This is a genomic window from Brachybacterium atlanticum (assembly GCF_025669985.1).
Classification (GTDB): domain Bacteria; phylum Actinomycetota; class Actinomycetes; order Actinomycetales; family Dermabacteraceae; genus Brachybacterium; species Brachybacterium conglomeratum.
Map to the genome: position 1 here is coordinate 126,358 of NZ_JAKJJW010000003.1, position 18,257 is coordinate 144,614.

Sequence of the window (18,257 nt, forward strand, 5' to 3'; positions counted from 1 at the left end):
CCGGTGACGATCGAAGACTTCCTCAGGCTGCTGCTGCGCAACCTCCTGCTCCTCGTCGCCGGCCTCGTGCTCGGTGCCGCCGCCGGCTACGGCCTCTCCTTCACGCAGAGCACCACCTACTCCGCGAGCGCGCTCGGCTACGTCTCCGCCAGCGCGCAGTCCGACGAGAACGGCGACCCGATCCAGCAGGCCAGCGGGAACATGCAGTTCCAGTACTCGAAGGCGCAGTCCTACCTGCCGCTGTTCAACACCCGCGCGGTGGGCCAGCGGATCGTGGACGAGCTGGGCCTCGAGGCGAGCCCCGACGAGGTCGCCGGTTCCCTGCAGACCACCCTGGACCCCAACGCCCCGATCATCACCGTCGAGGCCGTCGCGCCCACCGCGGAGGAGGCCTCCGCGATCGCGAACGCCGCCGTCGAGGCGACCGCCGCCGAGGCCCGCTCCCTCGAGACCGGCGGGAACGAGAACGCCGCCGTCGGCGTGCAGCTGACCAACTACCAGAACGCCGTCGTGCCCGGCGCCCCCGTCTCCCCGGACCGCGAGAAGTTCCTGATCGCCGGCGCCGCCTTCGGCCTGCTGGTGGCGCTGGGCCTCGCCTGGCTTCGGGACCGCAACGACAGCCGCCTGCGCACAGCCGACGACGTCACCGACGTGGTGGGTCTGCCCACCCTCGGCGCGCTCCCGGACGCGAAGGAGTTCGCCCGCGGCAAGGACGGCGTGCTGCCCGAGCCCGCGTTCTTCCCGAGCCGGGAGGCGCTGCGCAAGCTGCGCACGAATCTGCGCTACATCGACGTGGACAACCCGCCCCGCTCGATCGTGGTCACCTCCTCCGCCCCCGGCGAGGGGAAGTCCACCGTCGCCTCGAACCTCGCCCGCGTCATGGCCCGCGCCGGCCAGCCCACGCTGCTGGTCGATGCGGACCTGCGCCGCCCGATGATCGCCCAGCAGTTCTCCGTGGACGGCGAGGTGGGCCTGTCCCAGCTGCTCGCCGCCTCGGTGAGCCTCGAGGACGTCGCCGAGCCGACGACCGTCCCGCTGCTGACCCTGCTCCCGGCCGGGCAGATCCCGCCGAACCCCTCCGAGCTGCTCGGCTCGCGCCGCATGCAGGAGCTGATCGAGGAGCTCTCGCGGCAGTACTTCGTGATCATCGATGCGCCGCCGGTGCTCGCGGTCACCGATGCGCAGCTGCTCACCCGCCACTCGGACGGCGCGATCCTCGTGGCCGTTCCCGGCCAGACCCGCACCGCCGCGATGCAGAAGGCGGTCGAGGCGATCCGCGCCGTGAACGGCACCGTCTACGGCGCAGTGCTCAACCGCGCCTCGACCGGCCGCCTGAACCGACTCGCCTACGGCGACGCCGTCTACGGCTACAGCGCCTACGGCAAGTACGGCTACGGCGCGCTCGGCGGCTACGACGAGTCCGCCGTGGTGCCGGATGCCGAGGAGGTCGACGTCGAGCAGGCCGGCGGTCCCGCCGAGCCCGGCCCTGCCTCCGCGCCCGCCGCAGCCGTCGCTGCCCCGGACGCCCCGCGACCTGCGGACACGGAGGCTCCGCGACGTGCCGCGCAGGCTTCGCCGCGCCCCGAGGCGCAGCCCGTCGCTCACCCCGCCCGTGCGGCCGACGAGTCGGCGCCGGTCGAGCACGACGAGAACGAGCCCGAGGGGGACTCCGCGCCCGCTGCGCGCACCTCGCCGCGCGGTCGCCGCGCCGCCCCCACCTGGGGCCGGTGATGAGCCTCCGCGGGCTCGGGGCGATCGTTCCCGTCCACGGAGCGCTCGCTCCCGTGCTGCCGCTGCTCGAGTCGCTGTGCGGCGAGGCCGTGCCCGCCGCGCAGCGCCCCGCCCGTGTGGTCCTGGTCGACGACGCGAGCCCCGTCCCCGTCGCCGCCGACGAGCTGCCGGCCGGGGTCGAGCTGGTGCGCCGGCCCGCCAACGGCGGCTTCGGCGCCGCCGTGAACACCGGACTGGACGCGCTCGCCGCGCCGGTCGGTGCGGCCGACGCCGCGGGCGGGCCCGCGATCGAGCACGCCCTCGTGCTGAACTCCGATCTGCAGATCCCGCCGGGCTTCTGCGCGGACCTGCTCGCGCACGCCCTGCCGTGGATGCCCGCCGTGGTGGGCTGCCGGAACGTCGGCGAGGACGGCGGCTCCGGCTACGCCGCGAGGTACTTCCCCACGATCTCCCACCAGGTGGTGGAGTGGCTGGTGCCGCTCGCCTCCCAGCGCCACCGCGACGTGCTGCACCGCGCCGTCGGCCACGACCTCGACGCCGAACGCGGCAGCGGGATGGTGCCGGTGGACTGGGTCTCCGGGGCGGTGCTGCTGCTGCCGCTCGCGGAGGTGCGGAAGGCCGGCGGCTTCGACGAGGGGTACTTCATGTACACCGAGGAGGTGGACCTCCAGCTGCGGCTGCGCCGCGCGGGGATCCCCGCCCTGCTCGATGCGGACCTCGAGGTGCGCCACGTGGGCGGCGGCTCCTCCGGCGGGGAGGCCCGCCGGCGTCGCTGGCTCGTCGGCGCCCGCATGCGCTTTGCCCGCAAGCACGGCAACGTGCACCTGCTTCGCGGCGCGATGACGCTGGCCACCGGCGTGAACCTGCTGTGGAACAGCGCTCGCCGCGCCGCCGGACGGGACGTGGCCCCGCTGGCCGCGGCCCGCGAGGAACTCGACCTGATCCACCGCGCCGGAAGGACCCTCCCGCGATGAGCCCCGCCCCCTCCACCCCGGAGCGGCTCCTGCTGATCTCCCCGGCCTTCCACGGCTACTGGCGCAGCATCGGCGACGCCCTCGCCCGCCGCGGCTACGAGGTCCACACCGCCCGCTACGACGCCTACGACACCGTCGGCGACAAGCTGCGGCTCAAGGCGACCGTCGAGCTGCCCGACCGCCTCCACCTGCCCGGCGACCGCCGCACCGCCGAGCGCGCCCGCCTCACCGACCGCGTGATCGCGCGGATGCGGGAGGTGCGCCCGCACCGCGTCGTCGTCATCAAGGGCGACGGCCTCGATCAGCGGTTCTGGGATGCGCTGGGGGACACCCCGCGGATCCTGTGGCTCTACGACGACCTCCACCGCCACGACTACACCGACGAGTTCCTGCGCCAGGTCGGGCCCGTGGTGGACTACGCCCGCTCCGAGACGGACATGCTCCGCGCCCGCGGCGTCGACGCGCACTTCGTGCCCAACGCCTTCGACCCCCACCGCAGCGAGCCCACCAGCCGACGCACCGACGAGATCGTGTTCATCGGGTCCGGCTACGCCAACCGCAAGGAACTGCTCACACACCTCGCCGAGCACGACCTGCCCGTGCACGCCTGGGGCCGGGACTTCTCCCGCCACCCGTTCGACCGCGCCCGCACCTTCTCCTGGTCACGGCCCCCGATCGCCGCCTCCCGCGAGGTGCCGCTCGAGCGCGCCTACCAGATCCACGCCGAGGGCGCGGCGGCCGTCGCGATCCACGGCCTGCAGAACGGGCACGCGATGCGCACCTTCGAGATCCCCGGCATGGGCGGCGTGCAGCTCGTGGACCGCGACGACGTGGACCAGTTCTACGAGGTCGGCACCGAGGTCGCCGTGTGGCACGATCGCGAGGAGCTCCTCGATCTCGCCCGGCGCGCCCTGCAGGACCGGGCCTGGGGGGAGAGGATGCGAGGAGCCGGCAGGCGCCGCACCCTCGCCGAGCACACCTTCGATCATCGCCTCGAGGAGGTCGATTCGCTGTGGCAGGACTGATCCACCCCAGCTCCCTGGAGCGCTGGCAGGAATGGCAGAGCACGCGGAACCGCGCCCGCCAGGTCAAGCATGCCGTCACCAGCGCGGTGCGCTCGCGTCGCGGGACTCAGCAGCTGCCCGGCCTGGTGCTCCACTCCCGAGAGGGTGAGGGGGACACGCGCCTGCTGATCGCCCTGGACTCCGCCTCCCCGACCTCCCGCGCGAGCCTGCTGACCTCCCTGCCCTACCTGCGCATCGGCGTGGACGTGCTCAGCCCCGCCGGCCTCGACCTGCCCGAGCTCGACGGCGACGAGTGGACCCATCAGCGGATCGAACCGGCCACCACCGAGGACGAGCAGCGCCGCCGCCTCGCCGTCGTGCTGGACAGACGCGGGATCGGCGCCGTGCTCACCCTCGGCCAGCACCTCGCCGCGGGTCGCTCCGCCCACGAGTGGGCGCTCGCCACCGACACCGCCTCCGCCGTGGTCCAGCACGGGGCCCTGACCCCCTACGCCCCGCCGCTGCCGCCCCGCACCACGCTGCTGGCCTGGAGCGACGCCGACGCGGAGTTCTACCGCTCCGGCCGCGACGACGTCGAGGTGCGCACCGTCGGCTCCCAGCTGCTGTGGCAGGCCGGCAAGGAGAGCGAGGGCGAGGTCGACGTGACCGGGCAGAAGCCCGTGTTCCTCGGCCAGATGCACGGCGCCGAGCTGCCGCGCCGGATCACCGCGGGGATCGCGATGTCCTTCTGCCGCGCCGAGGGCGCGCTGTACCGCCCGCACCCCTCCGAGGTGGACGTCCTCTCCCGCGCCGCGCACAGGCTGATGACGCGCCGCGGCGTCGAGTTCCAGGACACCTCGATCCCGCTGCACGAGGTGCGCGCCCCGGTGGTCGGGATCTTCTCCACCGGCGTGCTCGAGGCCGCCGCCCGCGGCATCCCCTCCTGGGTCGCCGGCGAGAAGGTGCCCGCCTGGGTGCGCGAGTTCTGGGACCGCTACGACATGCGCCGCTGGGGCGGGGAGCCCACCCCCGCGCTGGCCACCGGGGCCGACGAGCCCTCCCGCCTCATCGCCCAGATCCTCGAGGGCGCCGGATGACGGCACTGGTCGTGATCCCCGCGCGGGGCGGCTCCAAGGGCATCCCGCGCAAGAACCTGCTGCCCGTGGGTGGGCGGCCGCTGATCGCCTGGACGATCGCGCAGGCCCTCGAGGCGCAGCAGGACGATGACGTGATCGTCGCCGTCTCCACCGAGGACGAGGAGATCGCGGAGGTCGCCGCCGCGCACGGCGCGCGTGTGATCCAGCGCCCCGCCGAGCTCGCGACCGACGACGCCCCTACCGAGCCGACGGTCCTGCACGCCATGGACGTGGTCGAGGCCGAGGGCACGACCCTGGACGCCGTGGTGCTGCTGCAGGCCACCTCGCCCGTGCGCCGCCCGGACACGATCCGTCGGGCGCTCGCCATGTTCCGCGGGAAGGGCGTCGATGCGCTGGTGGGCGTGGTGCCGGAGTCGCCGTTCTTCTGGCGCCTTCCGGAGGCGCCAGGGCAGAGCGCGCGCGCCGCCTACGACGTGGACGCCCGGCCCCGCCGCCAGGAGCTCACCGCGCAGCAGATGCACTACTTCGAGAACGGCAGCCTCTACGTCACGGCGCCGCACATCTACCGCACCAAGAACAACCGCATCGGCGGGCGCACGGACCTGTTCGTGCTGGACGAGGTGGAGGGCGTGGACATCGACACCCTCACCGACGTCGCCGCCGCCGAGAGCATGCTCGCCCGACTCGGATGGAGGACCTCGTGATCCTGGACCGCACCACCGCCCCCTACACGGTCGACGTCACCGCAACCGTGCTCGAGGCGCTGCGGCGCATCAGCGCGAACAAGGCCCGGGTCGCGTTCGCCCTGGACGAGCACGGCACCGTGCGCGGCACCCTCAGCGACGGCGACATCCGCCGCTGGCTCGTGGAGCACACCGCCCCCGACCTCGCCGCCCCCGCGGTCGACGCCGCGAACCCGCGCTTCGTCTCGGTCCCCGAGGGCACCCCGGTCGCCGAGATCACCCCGCTGTTCCGCGACGGCGTGGACCGCATCCCCGTGCTCGACGAGCGCGGCCGCCTCGTCGCCGTGGCCACCCCCGGCGCGCGCACCCTCACCATCGGTCGCCGCACCGTGGGCGAGGACCATCCCGCGCTGATCATCGGCGAGATCGGCAACAACCACCAGGGCGACGTCGAGCTCGCCACGACCCTCGTGGACCACTGCGTGGCGGCCGGCGTGGACGTGGTGAAGTTCCAGCTGCGCGACATGGCGGCGCTGTACCGCTCCGGCGGTGCCGCCAGCGCCGGCGAGGACCTCGGCCCGCAGTACACGATGAACCTGCTGGCCAAGTACTCCCTCTCCGTCGAGGACATGTACCGGGTGTTCGACCACTGCGCCGCGCGCGAGGTCGACGTGATCTGCACGCCCTGGGACCTGCCCTCGGCCGATGCCCTGCAGCGCTACGGCGTGCCCGGATTTAAGATCGCCTCCGCGGATCTCACCAACCACGACCTGCTCGCCCACGTCGCCGGCTTCGGCGCCCCGATGATCGTCTCGACCGGCATGAGCACCGAGCAGGAGATCACCGGTGCGGTCGAGGTGCTGCGCGGCCAGGGCGCCCCGTTCGCGCTGCTGCAGACCCAGTCGACCTATCCCGCGCCCTACAAGGACGTGAACCTGCGGTACATGGACCGCCTCGCCGAGCTGGGCGACGGCCTGGTGGGCTACTCCGGGCACGAGCGCGGCTGGCACGTGCCGGTCGCGGCCGTGGCCCGCGGCGCGCACATCATCGAGAAGCACGTGACCGTGGACAAGACCCTCGAGGGCAACGACCACAAGGTCTCCCTGCTGCCCGACGAGCTGGGGCAGATGGTCCGCCAGATCCGCGACGTCGAGGAGGCGCTGGGCACCGACGGCCCGCGCGAGCTCTCCACCGGCGAGCTGATGAACCGCGTGAACCTCGCCAAGTCGCTGGTCGCCGCCCGCGACCTGCGCTCCGGCGACGTGGTCACCGCCGCGGACATCGACGTCAAGAGCCCCGGCCGCGGCCTGCAGCCCAACCAGCGCGAGGCGCTGCTGGGCACCACCCTGCACCGCGACGTACCCGCCGGCGACTTCTTCTACCCGGGCGACCTGGCCGGCCGGCCCCGGCAGCGCAGCGGCTACAGCTTCCGCCGTCCCTGGGGGCTGCCGGTGCGATTCCACGACTTCCGCGCCCTGCTGGAGGTCTCCGAGCCGGACTTCCTCGAGTTCCACCAGAGCGCGAAGGACATGGACCTCGACCTCTCCGAGTTCTTCGCGCCGGGGGAGAAGCTCGAGCAGTTCTTCACCGTGCACGCCCCGGACCTGTACCCGGGCGACTTCCTGATCGACCTCGCCTCCCCGGACGAGGCGATCTGGGAGCGCTCGATCCACGAGGTGCAGCGCGTGGTGGACCTGACCCGCGACCTGCGCGAGCACTTCACCTGCGAGCAGGACCCGATCGTGGTGGTGACCATGGGCGGCTTCCTCCCGGACCGTCACCTGCGGCCCGAGGAGCGCTACCCGTTGTACGAGCGGGTGCAGCAGGGCCTGGAGCGGGTGGACGAGGCCGGGGTGCGCCTGACCGCGCAGACCCTCCCGCCGTTCCCGTGGCTGATGGGCGGCCAGCAGCACCACAACCTGTTCATGGAGCCCGAGGACACGGTGTGGTTCTGCGAGACCTACGGCCGCCGCCTCACCTTCGACGTGTCCCACTCGAAGCTCGCCGCGAACTTCTACCAGCGCCCCTTCAGCGAGTACATCGACCTGATGGGCCCGCACACCGAGCACCTGCACATCGTGGACTCGGTCGGGGTGGACGGAGAAGGAGTGCAGGTGGGCGAGGGCGAGGTCGACTTCAAGGACCTCGCCGAGCGCATGGACCGCCTCGCCCCGAACGCGCCGTTCATCCCGGAGATCTGGATGGGGCACGTCAACACCGGAGAGGGCTTCTTCGTGGCCCTGGATCGGCTGCAGGAATGGTTCTGACCGAGACGAAGCCCGCCGCGCCGCGGATGACGTGGATGGACCTGGTGCGCGGCGGCGCCATCCTCCTGGTGGTCTTCTGGCATGCGGCGTCGGTCCCCGATCAGCTGCTCGACGGCGCCGAGCCCGGCTACTACGTCAGGAAGCTCAACGCCGCACTCGGACCGTTCCGCATCCCGACGCTGCTGGTGCTCTCCGGCCTGCTCGTGGAGCGGTCGCTGGCCAAGGGCACGTGGAGGTACGTGACGGGCAAGCTCCGCCACGTCGCCTGGCCCTACGCAGTGTGGCTGACCATCATCTTCGCGACGATGGGCTGGCTGAGCAGCCTCACCCACGTGAAGGTGTGGGTCTCCGGCGGGATCCTCTGGTACATGGTGGCGCTGCTGTTCTGCTACGCCGCCGCGATGCTGCGGCCCCGGTGGATGCCCTGGCTGCTCTTCGCGGCGCTGCCGCTAGTCGTGCTGTGGCTGGCCGAGCCGGGCATCCCCATCCTGGACCGGTACCTCTGGTACGGGGCGTTCTTCTTCTTCGGCGCGGCGGTGGGGCCGCACCTGGCCACGATCCAGACGCGCATGCCGATCTGGGCCGCGGCCCTGCTCGCGCTGGTCACGCTGGGCGGCGGATACATCGTGGCCAAGCGGCTGCTGGTCTCGCAGACTCCTGAGTACCTCCCCGTCTCGCTGGCCGGGATCCTCTTCGTGCTCAGGCTCGCGCCCCGCATCCCCCGGTGGCCCCCCACGCGGCTGCTGGAGTGGTACGGGCGCAATTCGATCGTGATGTACGTGGGGCATGCGTTCGCCTCCTATGCGACCGTGCGCGTGCTCGACGTGACCGGCACGGAGAACATGCCCTATGTGATCCCGCTGATGATGATCATGACGTTCGGCGTCCCCACTCTGCTGGTCCTCGCGCGCCGGCGGATCGAGTGGCTCTTCGTGTCCCCCGAGCTGCGGCGCTCGCGCCCGGCCGCCCGTGCACCGCGCCACCTCTCGGTGACCACGCCATGACCGCAGCACCGGCGGAGAGTCGTGACCGGACCGCGCTGTGGTGCGTGCCCGTCGCCGACCTCGGCGGCGTGGCTCGCCACGTGCTCGACGCCGCCCGCGTCGGGATCCCCGGCTGGCGTCTGGTGGTGCTGTGCCCCGAGGGGCCGCTCGCCGCGGCGCTGCGCGCTCAGGGCACGCCCGTGGTGACCGGGCCGGTCTCCCCGGCCGACGGCACCGCCGCCGCGGTGCGCACGATCCGCCGCAACCTCCAGCGCCTGCGCCCCGACCTGCTGCACACCCATCTCGCCTTCGCGGACCTCGCCGGGGTCGCGGCCGTGACCGGGCTGCGCTCCGGCCGCGGTGAGCGGATCCGCCTGGTCTCCACCGAGCACGGGATCTCCGGAGTGCGCGGCTACTACCAGTCCAACGGCCTGCAGGCTCGGGTGAAGGCCGGGGCGCATCGCGCCCGCCTGCTGCGCACCGACCGGGTGATCGCCGTCAGCGACTCCACCGCTGCGCAGGTCGCCGAGCAGTGGGGGAGCGGGCAGAAGCTCACCGTGATCCGCAACGGCGTCGACGCTCCGCAGCCGACCCCGCAGCCCCACGCGGGCCTGCGCGTGCTGTCCCTCGCACGCCTCGCCCCGGAGAAGAACATCGACCAGCTGATGCGGGCCTTCGCCCTCGTCGCCCGCGAGCACCCCGAGGCCCGACTCACGATCGCCGGTCGCGGACCGGAGGACGGTGCCCTGCGCACCCTCGCCTACTCCCTCCACCTCGAGGACCGGATCGACTTCCCCGGTCACGTGGACGCCGGAGAGGCACTCGGCTCGCATGACGTGGTCGTGCAGCTCTCGGCCTGGGAGAACCTCTCCTACACGCTGCTGGACGCCGCGGCCCACGGCCTCGGCGTGGTCGTCACCGATGTGGGGGGCAACGGCGAGATCGTGCCCGAGCGGTGCCTGGTCACGGCCGAGGAGGCATGCTCGCCGGAGCTCGTGGCCGCGCGGATCATCGAGCAGGGGAACGACCTGGCGGCGCGGCCCGAGCAAGCGGAGCACGGGCTCACCGTCGCGGAGATGACCGTGGCGATCGCGGACGTGTACCGGGAGGTAGCCGCATGAGCAACCGCAATGCCTCTCGGGAGGCGACGATCGACCGCACCGCCACCACGATCGGCTCCCGCCTGCGCACCGAGACCTCGGGCGCGCTCTCCGCGATCGGGAAGCTGCGCATCCCGGAGTTCGTGCTGTTCTTTGGCCTGATCTTCGAGGGATCCATGTTCGGCCTGCCGATCCCGCTCAATCAGGTGGTGATGGTCGGGATCATCCTGCTCGCGATCACCCGCCGACCGCAGGTGGAGCTCGGCCGACTGCAGCTGCTCGTGCCACTGCTGGTGATCGGCTTGTTCTACATCGGGATGATCTCGATGTTCGCGGATCCCACCGAGTTCGCATTCGACTGGAAGCGACGACTGATCAGACTGGCTCTGACGGCGGTCCTGCTCATGGTCCTCGCCTCCGGGCGCATCGATTTCCGCTCCGGCTTGGCAGGGCTCGGCGTGGGGATGATATTCAATGCGTTCGCGTTCTACGCCGGGTTCGCGCCGGACAACTACGGGGGATACCTCTCGGGCTTCTTCGAGGACAAGAACGTGGCGGGCATGGCGTACGCCGTCTTCGGGGTGCTGATGCTCGCCGTGGTGGAGCGACGCTGGGCGAGGGTGCTGCTGGTCCTCCTCATCGGAGTCCTCGTCTGGGAGACGGGCTCTCGCACCTCGATCGCTGCTCTTGCGGCGGGGGTGGGGTGGATCGTCCTGGCGCCGAAATTGTCGGTGCTCGGACGGTGGCTCCTGGGGATCGCGATCGTGATCGGCGTGTCCCAGGTCGCGGAGGACTATTCCCAGATCGGCGTCTTCTCGGATCGGGAAGGATCGGATCTGCTGCGAAGTCGGATCGACGGCGCCTCCGAGGTCAAGGTCCACGACGCCGGCTTCTTCGGCTCGGGACTAGGCGAGGCCTATGTGGTGTTCGACGACGACCCGGGCAAGGTATGGCTGTTCCACGACTCGTATTGGACGGCACTGGTCGAGGGCGGGTGGCCATGGCTGCTCATCGTTCTCGGCGTGACCGTGGTGTTCGCTCTGCGCCCGTTCGCCCGTGAGCTGAGCCGTCAGGAGATCGTCGCCCAAGCCGCGACCGTGACCACGTTGATCTGTGCCTGGCGCCTCGGCGAGGTGCTGTTCACCCTCCAGTGGGCCCTCGTCATCGCCATCGCCCTGTACGCACATGCGCGGGCACGAGACAGATCTGAGGCGGAAGAAGACTCTTCACCTGAGGCGGAAGCGCGGTGAGCGTTCCGAAGATCGCAATCGCGACCAACAACGGCGACATGGGTGGCGGCGAGGTCATGCTGCTCAACATCGCTTCTGCATTGCGATCGATGCAGATCGACGTGACGGTACTCGCGCCGACGACTCCGGGGGAGCTGCTCGACGAAGCGCGCGCCCGTGGCTTCGACGTGGTTCCGCTGAAGGCATCAAGCCGCCCCGGGTACATGCGTGCGCTCGCTTCCTGGCGACTGCGAAACCGCACGATCCCGCTGTGGTGCAACGGGTTGGTGCCGACTGTCGCGACGACCGGGATGGGACCACGCATCGCCCATCTCCACATCCTCCCGACTAGGCTCAATGCCCTGGCAGCGCGTCTTGGTCGGGTCGGTGCCACGACGGTCCTGGTTCCCTCGCGCTTCATGGCTTCCCGGGTCCGTAGCGCCCGCGTCCTGGAGAACTGGACCGAGGACATCACCGTCTGTGCCCGAGCGCCTCGTTCTGTAGGGCCGCTCCGTGTGGGGTTTCTCGGACGCCTTACAAAGGACAAGGGCGTACACGTGCTCGCCCGCGCGATGGTCGAGGTGATCGCATGGTCGGAGCGCGAGGTGCGCCTGGTCCTCGCCGGCGAGAACAGGTTCGGGGATGCGGTAGACGACCGGGAGATACGGGCCGCCCTCGAGCCCCTCGGGGGGAGCGTGGACCATCTGGGCTGGGTACGCCGGGAAGAGTTCTTCGACCAGGTGGACCTGGCCGTGTTCCCCTCAGTCTGGGAGGAGCCGTTCGGGCTCGTCGCTGCCGAGGCGATGGCGCGAGGGGTGCCGTTCGTGATCTCGGATGCTGGCGCACTTCCTGAAGTGGCGGGTAAGGATTTCCCGTGGATTGCTCAACGCGGTAACGCTGCAGACCTCGCCGACATCATCTGCGAGGCACTCGCTTCTCTGAGCGCGTCCGGGCGAACTCTCGAGAACAGCCGCGCACGCTGGGAGACGTGCTACTCCCCGCAGGCCGGATCCCGCAGAGTTGCCGAGCTGGTCGGGTCGATGGGAGGACGGTTCGACGTACCGACTGCAGGGGGAGGACGAAATGCGTGATCAGAGAGTCTGCCTGGTCTCAGGAGGCGATGAGGTTCGGCTCCGCTCCTATGTGAACCACCAGATCTACGCCCAGGAGCATGGGCTGGACTACCGCCTGGAGATCGGTCTCGGCGAGGGGGTGACGAACAAGTTCTTCTACAAGACGACGATCCTCCGCAGGATCCTGCCCAGATATGACTGGATCGCATGGATTGATGATGATGCGTTCTTCACCGACTTCACCCGGAACACCATCGGCGAGCTGGTCGATGCTGCCGAGTCCGAGGGCAAGTTCCTCGTCATCGCGGAAGGACCGGAGGAACCCAACGGCTTCTGGTCGCGCATCAACACCGGAGTCGTTCTCCTGAAGAACGACAGCCGAGGCGAGCAGTTGCTGGACCTCATGTGGAACGCGGACCTCGGCGCTGCCAGGGCCTGGTGGGATGACACGCGGGATGGGGTCTTCACCGGCGGCGATCAGGACCAGATGTGGTGGGTGCTGCAGGAGACCGGTCTCATCTCGGACACGTCGATCGTCGGTCACCGTGAGCTGAACTCGCGGGGCCATTACTACGAAAGTTCTTTGGACGACGCTGCAGTCATGCACTTCTGCGGTCATCGGGACAAGCCGCTCGGCATCGCAAGGTTTGCTGAACGATTCCACATAGGGCATGAGCTCGTGCCCGAGGAACTGCTGGACAAGTACAGCGTCACAGTCAGGTCGCCCATGAACGGGACGGAGCGGTCCGTGAGGGCGTTGCGCCAGGAAGCGATCGGTCGGGCCAAGCCGTACCTGAAGCCCCTGGTCGTCCGCTGGCGTGAGTACTCACGATCGAGAGCGGGAAAGGGCGGGGCGCGGTGACGAAGAAGCGAGAGGTCGACGCGACCGTCATCGTCCCGTCGTACCGAGGAGTGGATCGGCTGCCACTGCTGCTGGACAGCCTGGCCGTCCAGCAGGACGGCACGCCGTCCTTCGAGGTCATCGTCGTCGTTGACGGCGTCGACGACGGCTCGGTGGCGCTCCTCGAGAACGAGTCGAGGCTCGACCTGCGCAGCATCGTCTTCCCGGAGAATCGTGGGCGAGTCGCCGCGCTCAACGCGGGATTCGAGGCCGCCCGCGGCGACGTGCTGATCCGCTGCGACGACGACCTCGTGGTTCCGTCCGGCTACGTCGCTGCCCACTTCGACGCGCACGCCTCCGGAGACCCGGTCGGCGTCGTCGGCCCGACCCGGGACATCCATGCCCCCAGCCCGTACGCCCGCGCATACGGCGAGGACGCGGCGAGGAAGTCATACGCCCATGTGCTCAGCCGGCCGCCGTCCGAGCGGTGGCGGCTCTGGGCCGCGAGCTGCTCGATCACAAAGTCGACCTGGGAGTCGATCGGGACCTACGACGACAGGTACCGGGGCTACGGCTGGGAAGACGTCGACTACGGCTACCGGCTCCACGCTGCGGGCCTTCCAATCGAGGTGGTCGACGATGCGACGGCAGAGCACCACGGGCCGGCCCGCACAACCCGTGCCCGCTCGATCAAGGCCTTCGAGGCCGGTGGGGCACGCGCGACCTTCCTAAGGCTGCATCCGAAGGCTCCGATCGGGGCGCCAGCAGCCGGAAAAGGACTCTGGGGAGCGGCGGTTCGACTCACCGCATCGTCCATGCGCTCCAGGCAAGCAGTGGAGCGAGGAGCAGGGTGGGTCGACAGAATTCTCCCCCTCGTATTGACGCCGGTGGGCAGAAAGCTCGTCGCACTCGCCGTCGAGGGAGCCGGCCTCGCCGGTGCGACGCGCTCCAGCGGTGATCGGGGAAGGAACCGATGAGTCCTCGCATCGCGATCGCGCACGACTACCTCACGCAGCGTGGGGGAGCGGAACGAGTGGTGCTCTCCCTCGCGAAGGCGTTCCCCGAGTCGGAGATCCACACGCTGTTCTACGAGCCGGAGCAGACCTACCCGGAGTTCCGGGAGATGCGAATCCGCACCAGCGGCCTGAACCGCCTCGGCGCGTTCCGGCGGGATCCTCGGATCGCCCTGCCCCTCCTCGCCGCAGCCTCCTCGCGGATGAAGATCGATGCGCATGTCGTGATCGCTTCCTCGTCCGGCTGGGCGCACGCCTTCCCGACCACGGGGAGGAAGACCGTGTACTGCCATTCGCCTGCCCGCTGGCTCTACCTGCCCGATGACTACCTCGGTGAGGCCGGTCCGCTCGATCCGAAGCGGATCGCGCTCAAGGCGCTCACTCCGTTCCTCACGAGATGGGATCAGCGCGCCGCACGGACCGCGGACCTGTATCTCGCGAACTCCTCCGTCGTTCGTGAGCGGATTCAGCGCGTCTACGGGATCGCCGCTCCCACGCTGTTCCCGCCGTTCAGCCCGGCCGTCGCCGAGGGCGAGCAGGAGCCGATCGGTGAGCTCGCAGGATGGGCCGGGGAAGACGGGACTGAAGGTGGCCACTACCTCGTGGTCTCGAGGCTCCAGCCGTACAAGCATGTCGACTCCGTGATCGAGGCGTTCGCCGAGATGCCGGATCGGCGGCTGCTCGTGATCGGCCGAGGGCCCGAGAAGCAACGCCTGCGGGATATGGCCCCCGCGAACGTGCGCCTGGTCGAGGGGCTCTCCGACGCGCAGATGCGGTGGGCGTACGGCCATGCCACGGCACTCATTGCCGCGAGCCACGAGGACTTCGGCCTGACCCCGCTCGAGGCGGGAGCACATGGGGTCCCGACCATCGCACTGCGCGCGGGCGGATACCTCGATACGGTGCTGGAGGGCGTGAGCGGGGCGTTCTTCGACTCTCCGGACCCCAGCACGATTCGTCGTTCCATCGATCATCACTCCCGGGGCGTCTTCCCGGACCCGCACGCAATCCGCGCGAGAGCGGAGCAGTTCTCCGAAGAGCGTTTCCACGCCGAGCTGCGCACGCTCTTCGATGACCTCAGAAGGAGCACTACCCCGTGACAGTTGAGCAGGGTCCGGAAACGCCCGAGGCGCGGAACGAACGGACGACCGGGACACTCCGCCTCCTGCTGCGGCTCCTCGATCGACCGACACGGTGGCGGCTCGTGATCGCGGCGGCGCTCTCGGGCGCCCTGGCCCTCGTGGAGACAGTCGCAATCGTGACGGTGCTCCCGCTGGTCCAGATCGCCACCGGAGCACCCCTTGACGACGGTGCGACTGGAGTGGTGTGGAATCTGCTGGGCCAGCCGGGACGGGGAACGTTCGGTATGGTCCTCGTCGGCGTCGTGGTGGGGCTCTTCATCCTGAAGGACGTCCTGGCGATGGTCTTCGTCTGGTGGCAGTCCGGATTCGTGATGGACAAACGGGTCGAGATGTCCACCAGGCTCTTTCAGGGGTTCCTTCATGAACCAATGGCGGTGTTCCGTCGCCGCAACATCGGAGAGGCCATCCGCACCATGAACGCGGCGGTAGGGCAGGTGTTCAACACCGTGAGTTCCACGATCACGATCGTCTCGTCCGGGCTCACCGTCACCGCGATCCTGGTCGCTTTGCTGGTGACCACCCCAGTGCAGGCGATGCTCGCCCTGATCTACTTCGGCATCGCTGCTCTTGCCTATCTTCGAGTCGTCCGCCCGAGGATCGCGCAGGTCGGCGACGACATCATGGAGGGCTCGAAGGTTGCCACGATCGCAGGCCTCCAGGGCCTGCAGGGGTTCAAGGAGGTCAAAGTTCGCGGGTCCGCGCACGTTTTCGTAGAGCGATTCAGAAGAGGCCTTCTGATTAACGAGCGAGCTTCGCGTGAGGGGAACTTCTACAGCTCGATCACCAAGTATCTTTTGGAGATCCTCTTCATCCTCGGAGTTGGCGTGCTCCTCGCGGTCAGCTTCCTGTCCGGGGCAGAGAACCAGGCTGTGGGGTCGCTAGCGCTCTTCGTCGCCGCAGGGTTCCGGCTCCTCCCGAACATCTCTTCGTTGGTGGGTGCGGTCAACGGATTCCGCATCGGGCGGGCGTCCGTCCTTCTGGTCGAGGATGAGCTTCGCGATGCAGCCCAGCGCGCTGGAATGCCTCAGACGGAAGAATGCGCACCGATGACCCTCTCGAAGTCGCTTCGGATCGAAGGCGTGCATTATCGCTACCCCGGAGCGGAGCACGAGGTGCTGCGGGGCATCGACCTCGACATTCCCGCGGGTAGTTCGGTTGCCTTCGTCGGTTCGTCGGGGGCGGGGAAGACGACACTCGTGGATCTGGTGCTCGGCTTGCTCACCCCGACCAGCGGGAATATCAGAGCCGACGAGGTGAACATCGCCGAAGGCGCCGAAAGCTGGCGACGCATCTGCGGCGTGGTCGCCCAGGACGTCTTCATCGCCGAAGACACGGTGAGGAAGAACGTCCTCTTCGACGTGCCAGTCGAGGAAGCCGACGAGCAGCGTCTGCGGCAGGCCGTCAAGATGGCGCAGCTCGAAGACGTCGTCGAAGCGTTACCCGGCGGTCTGGATGGTGACGTCGGGGACTGGGGGAGTCGGCTCTCCGGTGGTCAGCGGCAGAGGCTGGGAATTGCGCGCGCTCTCTACCGCTCCCCGCAGCTTCTCGTGCTCGATGAAGCGACCTCGGCTCTCGACAACGAGACCGAGCGCAGGGTCACCGAGACTGTCAATGCGCTGCATGGCGACATGACGGTCATCGTCGTCGCGCACCGACTCTCGACCGTCAAGAACGTCGACACCGTCGTCTACATGGAGAACGGCCGGGTCGCCGGGACCGGGACGTTCGACGAGCTGCGGCGGAGTAATGCCGGGTTTGCTCACCTCGTCGAGCTCGGGGATCTCTCGACGTCTCGAGGCGAACCTGATGACGCGAATCCTGCAGCGGGCAGCCAGGTGAAAGGGCTTAATGATGGCTCGGGGCGGACGCCATGAGAATCCCCAAGGTCGAGAACCCGTACTCACCGCAGGTGCGACGGATCGACTTCGTCGTCGACACCGTGGAAGGAGCTCCCCTTCGCTATCGCGTCCAGACCCCCATAGCGGGTCTCGAGCGTCGTGGCATTCTGGCGCTCGTGCACGATGCAGCCGACCCGGAGCTGCCGGGCAAGGTGGTGGGCGCTGATGCGGTGATCGTGTTCCGAGTCCCGGCGACGAGAGTGCTTGCGCGCTCTCTGGCCAAGATCCGAGAGCAGCTCCCGGACACGATCCTTGCATTCGATATAGACGATGCTCTCTTCGATGTGGAGAGTAACGGGTTCGCAGGGGAGGCTGCGGAGTTTGCGATTCGTTACCAGGAGACAGTTCTTCTGTGCGGACGGATGCTGGGGTCGACGGAGGCTATAGCGAACCTCGCCCAAACCCAGTTGGGTGTCCCTTCCGCGCCATTCCGCAATGGAGTGCACCCCGCTCAGATGGAGCTGTCTGAACGAGCTCGTCGCCGACCTCGGGTGCCGGGGCCGGTGCGTGTGGCGATGTTCGACGGGTCCGGAACGCACGGGCCCGGTCTGAGCTGGCTCTCACCGGCCATCGCAGAACTGCTCCGCTCGAGACGTCACAGAGGTGTCCACTTCTGGGCGTTCGGGGCTCATTCATGTCCCGAGCCACTCGGTGAGCTCGGCAGAAGGTTTCACCGAGTGCCTTTCATGGACTGGAAGGATCTCCCGATGTGGATGCGCCAGATGGATCTTGTTCTAGCGCCGAACATGGACAACCCCACGATTGCTGACACCAAATCTGCACTGAAATGGCTCGAGTCGGGAGCGGTGGGCGTGCCGACGCTTGCTCAAGCGACACGTCCGTACCGGGAAGCGGTGACGCCGAATGTAGACGGCGCACTGGTGGGGCAACGCACACTCGACGCGTGGACAGAAGCGATGGATCGCCAGCTGTCCCAGCCGGCTGAACGGCGAAGAATGGGGAAGAACGCTCTCCGATCAGTTGCTCGCCACAGCTGCGAGGCCGTGGCGGACGATCTGCTGAGATCGTTGTCGGACTTGGCTGTCTCATCTGCTCCCGTGTTGTCCGTGTCCCCGGGCCAGGTCTTTGTTGAGGGAACTCCTCTCGAGAGCATCCCCACGGCCACTCCGCTGCGAAGCAAGGCGCCCCTGGGGCGCCGAGCGATCCTCAAAGCCCTGGCCGGTGAGGCTCGAACACCAGCACGCTGATCCCGGGGGAGGGG

The 18,257-nt window shown here is 69.3% G+C and carries 15 protein-coding genes; all 15 read left to right on the forward strand.

Annotation, left to right across the window (positions count from 1 at the left end; all coding sequences use genetic code 11):
• The first annotated feature begins 3 nt into the window (after positions 1-3).
• The 15 genes from L3K22_RS02510 to L3K22_RS02580 are packed head-to-tail and all read left to right on the forward strand — an operon-like array spanning position 4 to position 18,243.
• The gene (locus L3K22_RS02510; RefSeq protein WP_263310007.1) at positions 4-1,731 is read left to right on the forward strand and encodes a tyrosine-protein kinase domain-containing protein; all 1,728 of its coding nucleotides are present in this window, start codon (positions 4-6) and stop codon (positions 1,729-1,731) included.
• Positions 1,731-2,705, forward strand: coding sequence for a glycosyltransferase family 2 protein (locus L3K22_RS02515; protein WP_263310008.1), 975 nt, complete (start codon positions 1,731-1,733; stop codon positions 2,703-2,705). Before L3K22_RS02510 ends, L3K22_RS02515 begins: the two co-directional genes overlap by 1 nt.
• Entirely contained in the window at positions 2,702-3,730 is a 1,029-nt protein-coding gene (locus tag L3K22_RS02520) for a CgeB family protein (RefSeq protein WP_263310009.1), read from the forward strand. The genes L3K22_RS02515 and L3K22_RS02520 overlap by 4 nt, the downstream gene beginning before the upstream one ends.
• Positions 3,718-4,806, forward strand: a complete 1,089-nt coding sequence (locus tag L3K22_RS02525; RefSeq protein WP_259881899.1) for a hypothetical protein — start codon at positions 3,718-3,720, stop codon at positions 4,804-4,806. Before L3K22_RS02520 ends, L3K22_RS02525 begins: the two co-directional genes overlap by 13 nt.
• On the forward strand, positions 4,803-5,510 hold the full coding sequence (locus tag L3K22_RS02530; protein ID WP_259881897.1) for an acylneuraminate cytidylyltransferase family protein: 708 nt from the start codon (positions 4,803-4,805) through the stop codon (positions 5,508-5,510). The genes L3K22_RS02525 and L3K22_RS02530 overlap by 4 nt, the downstream gene beginning before the upstream one ends.
• Positions 5,507-7,756 carry an N-acetylneuraminate synthase family protein gene (locus L3K22_RS02535; protein WP_373317972.1) on the forward strand — a complete coding sequence of 750 codons (2,250 nt, stop codon included), beginning with the start codon at positions 5,507-5,509 and terminating at the stop codon, positions 7,754-7,756. The genes L3K22_RS02530 and L3K22_RS02535 overlap by 4 nt, the downstream gene beginning before the upstream one ends.
• Positions 7,747-8,760: an acyltransferase family protein gene (locus L3K22_RS02540; RefSeq protein WP_263310011.1), complete on the forward strand. Its 1,014-nt coding sequence runs from the start codon at positions 7,747-7,749 to the stop codon at positions 8,758-8,760. Before L3K22_RS02535 ends, L3K22_RS02540 begins: the two co-directional genes overlap by 10 nt.
• Positions 8,757-9,860 carry a glycosyltransferase family 4 protein gene (locus L3K22_RS02545; RefSeq protein WP_259881892.1) on the forward strand — a complete coding sequence of 368 codons (1,104 nt, stop codon included), beginning with the start codon at positions 8,757-8,759 and terminating at the stop codon, positions 9,858-9,860. The genes L3K22_RS02540 and L3K22_RS02545 overlap by 4 nt, the downstream gene beginning before the upstream one ends.
• Positions 9,857-11,089 carry an ABC transporter permease gene (locus tag L3K22_RS02550; RefSeq protein ID WP_259881890.1) on the forward strand — a complete coding sequence of 411 codons (1,233 nt, stop codon included), beginning with the start codon at positions 9,857-9,859 and terminating at the stop codon, positions 11,087-11,089. Before L3K22_RS02545 ends, L3K22_RS02550 begins: the two co-directional genes overlap by 4 nt.
• Positions 11,086-12,159 (forward strand): glycosyltransferase family 4 protein, encoded by a 1,074-nt coding sequence (locus L3K22_RS02555; RefSeq protein ID WP_259881888.1) that lies wholly within the window; start codon positions 11,086-11,088, stop codon positions 12,157-12,159. The genes L3K22_RS02550 and L3K22_RS02555 overlap by 4 nt, the downstream gene beginning before the upstream one ends.
• A 52-nt stretch (positions 12,160-12,211) precedes the next feature.
• Entirely contained in the window at positions 12,212-13,003 is a 792-nt protein-coding gene (locus L3K22_RS02560; RefSeq protein WP_259881887.1) for a hypothetical protein, read from the forward strand.
• Positions 13,000-13,959 (forward strand): glycosyltransferase family 2 protein, encoded by a 960-nt coding sequence (locus L3K22_RS02565; protein WP_259881884.1) that lies wholly within the window; start codon positions 13,000-13,002, stop codon positions 13,957-13,959. Before L3K22_RS02560 ends, L3K22_RS02565 begins: the two co-directional genes overlap by 4 nt.
• Positions 13,956-15,095 (forward strand): glycosyltransferase, encoded by a 1,140-nt coding sequence (locus tag L3K22_RS02570; RefSeq protein WP_259881882.1) that lies wholly within the window; start codon positions 13,956-13,958, stop codon positions 15,093-15,095. The genes L3K22_RS02565 and L3K22_RS02570 overlap by 4 nt, the downstream gene beginning before the upstream one ends.
• A complete protein-coding gene (locus tag L3K22_RS02575; protein WP_259881880.1) occupies positions 15,092-17,011 on the forward strand; it encodes an ABC transporter ATP-binding protein in 1,920 nt (639 codons plus the stop codon). Before L3K22_RS02570 ends, L3K22_RS02575 begins: the two co-directional genes overlap by 4 nt.
• Positions 17,008-18,243, forward strand: a complete 1,236-nt coding sequence (locus L3K22_RS02580) for a glycosyltransferase family 4 protein (RefSeq protein ID WP_263310012.1) — start codon at positions 17,008-17,010, stop codon at positions 18,241-18,243. The genes L3K22_RS02575 and L3K22_RS02580 overlap by 4 nt, the downstream gene beginning before the upstream one ends.
• Positions 18,244-18,257: the final 14 nt, after the last annotated feature.

Coding starts and splice junctions, on each gene's coding strand:
- L3K22_RS02515 (WP_263310008.1), top strand. CDS start 1,731: ATGAGCCTCCGCGGGCTCGGGGCGATCGTTCCCGTCCACGGAGCGCTC.
- L3K22_RS02520 (WP_263310009.1), top strand. CDS start 2,702: ATGAGCCCCGCCCCCTCCACCCCGGAGCGGCTCCTGCTGATCTCCCCG.
- L3K22_RS02550 (WP_259881890.1), top strand. CDS start 9,857: ATGAGCAACCGCAATGCCTCTCGGGAGGCGACGATCGACCGCACCGCC.
- L3K22_RS02540 (WP_263310011.1), top strand. CDS start 7,747: ATGGTTCTGACCGAGACGAAGCCCGCCGCGCCGCGGATGACGTGGATG.
- L3K22_RS02530 (WP_259881897.1), top strand. CDS start 4,803: ATGACGGCACTGGTCGTGATCCCCGCGCGGGGCGGCTCCAAGGGCATC.
- L3K22_RS02545 (WP_259881892.1), top strand. CDS start 8,757: ATGACCGCAGCACCGGCGGAGAGTCGTGACCGGACCGCGCTGTGGTGC.
- L3K22_RS02580 (WP_263310012.1), top strand. CDS start 17,008: ATGAGAATCCCCAAGGTCGAGAACCCGTACTCACCGCAGGTGCGACGG.
- L3K22_RS02570 (WP_259881882.1), top strand. CDS start 13,956: ATGAGTCCTCGCATCGCGATCGCGCACGACTACCTCACGCAGCGTGGG.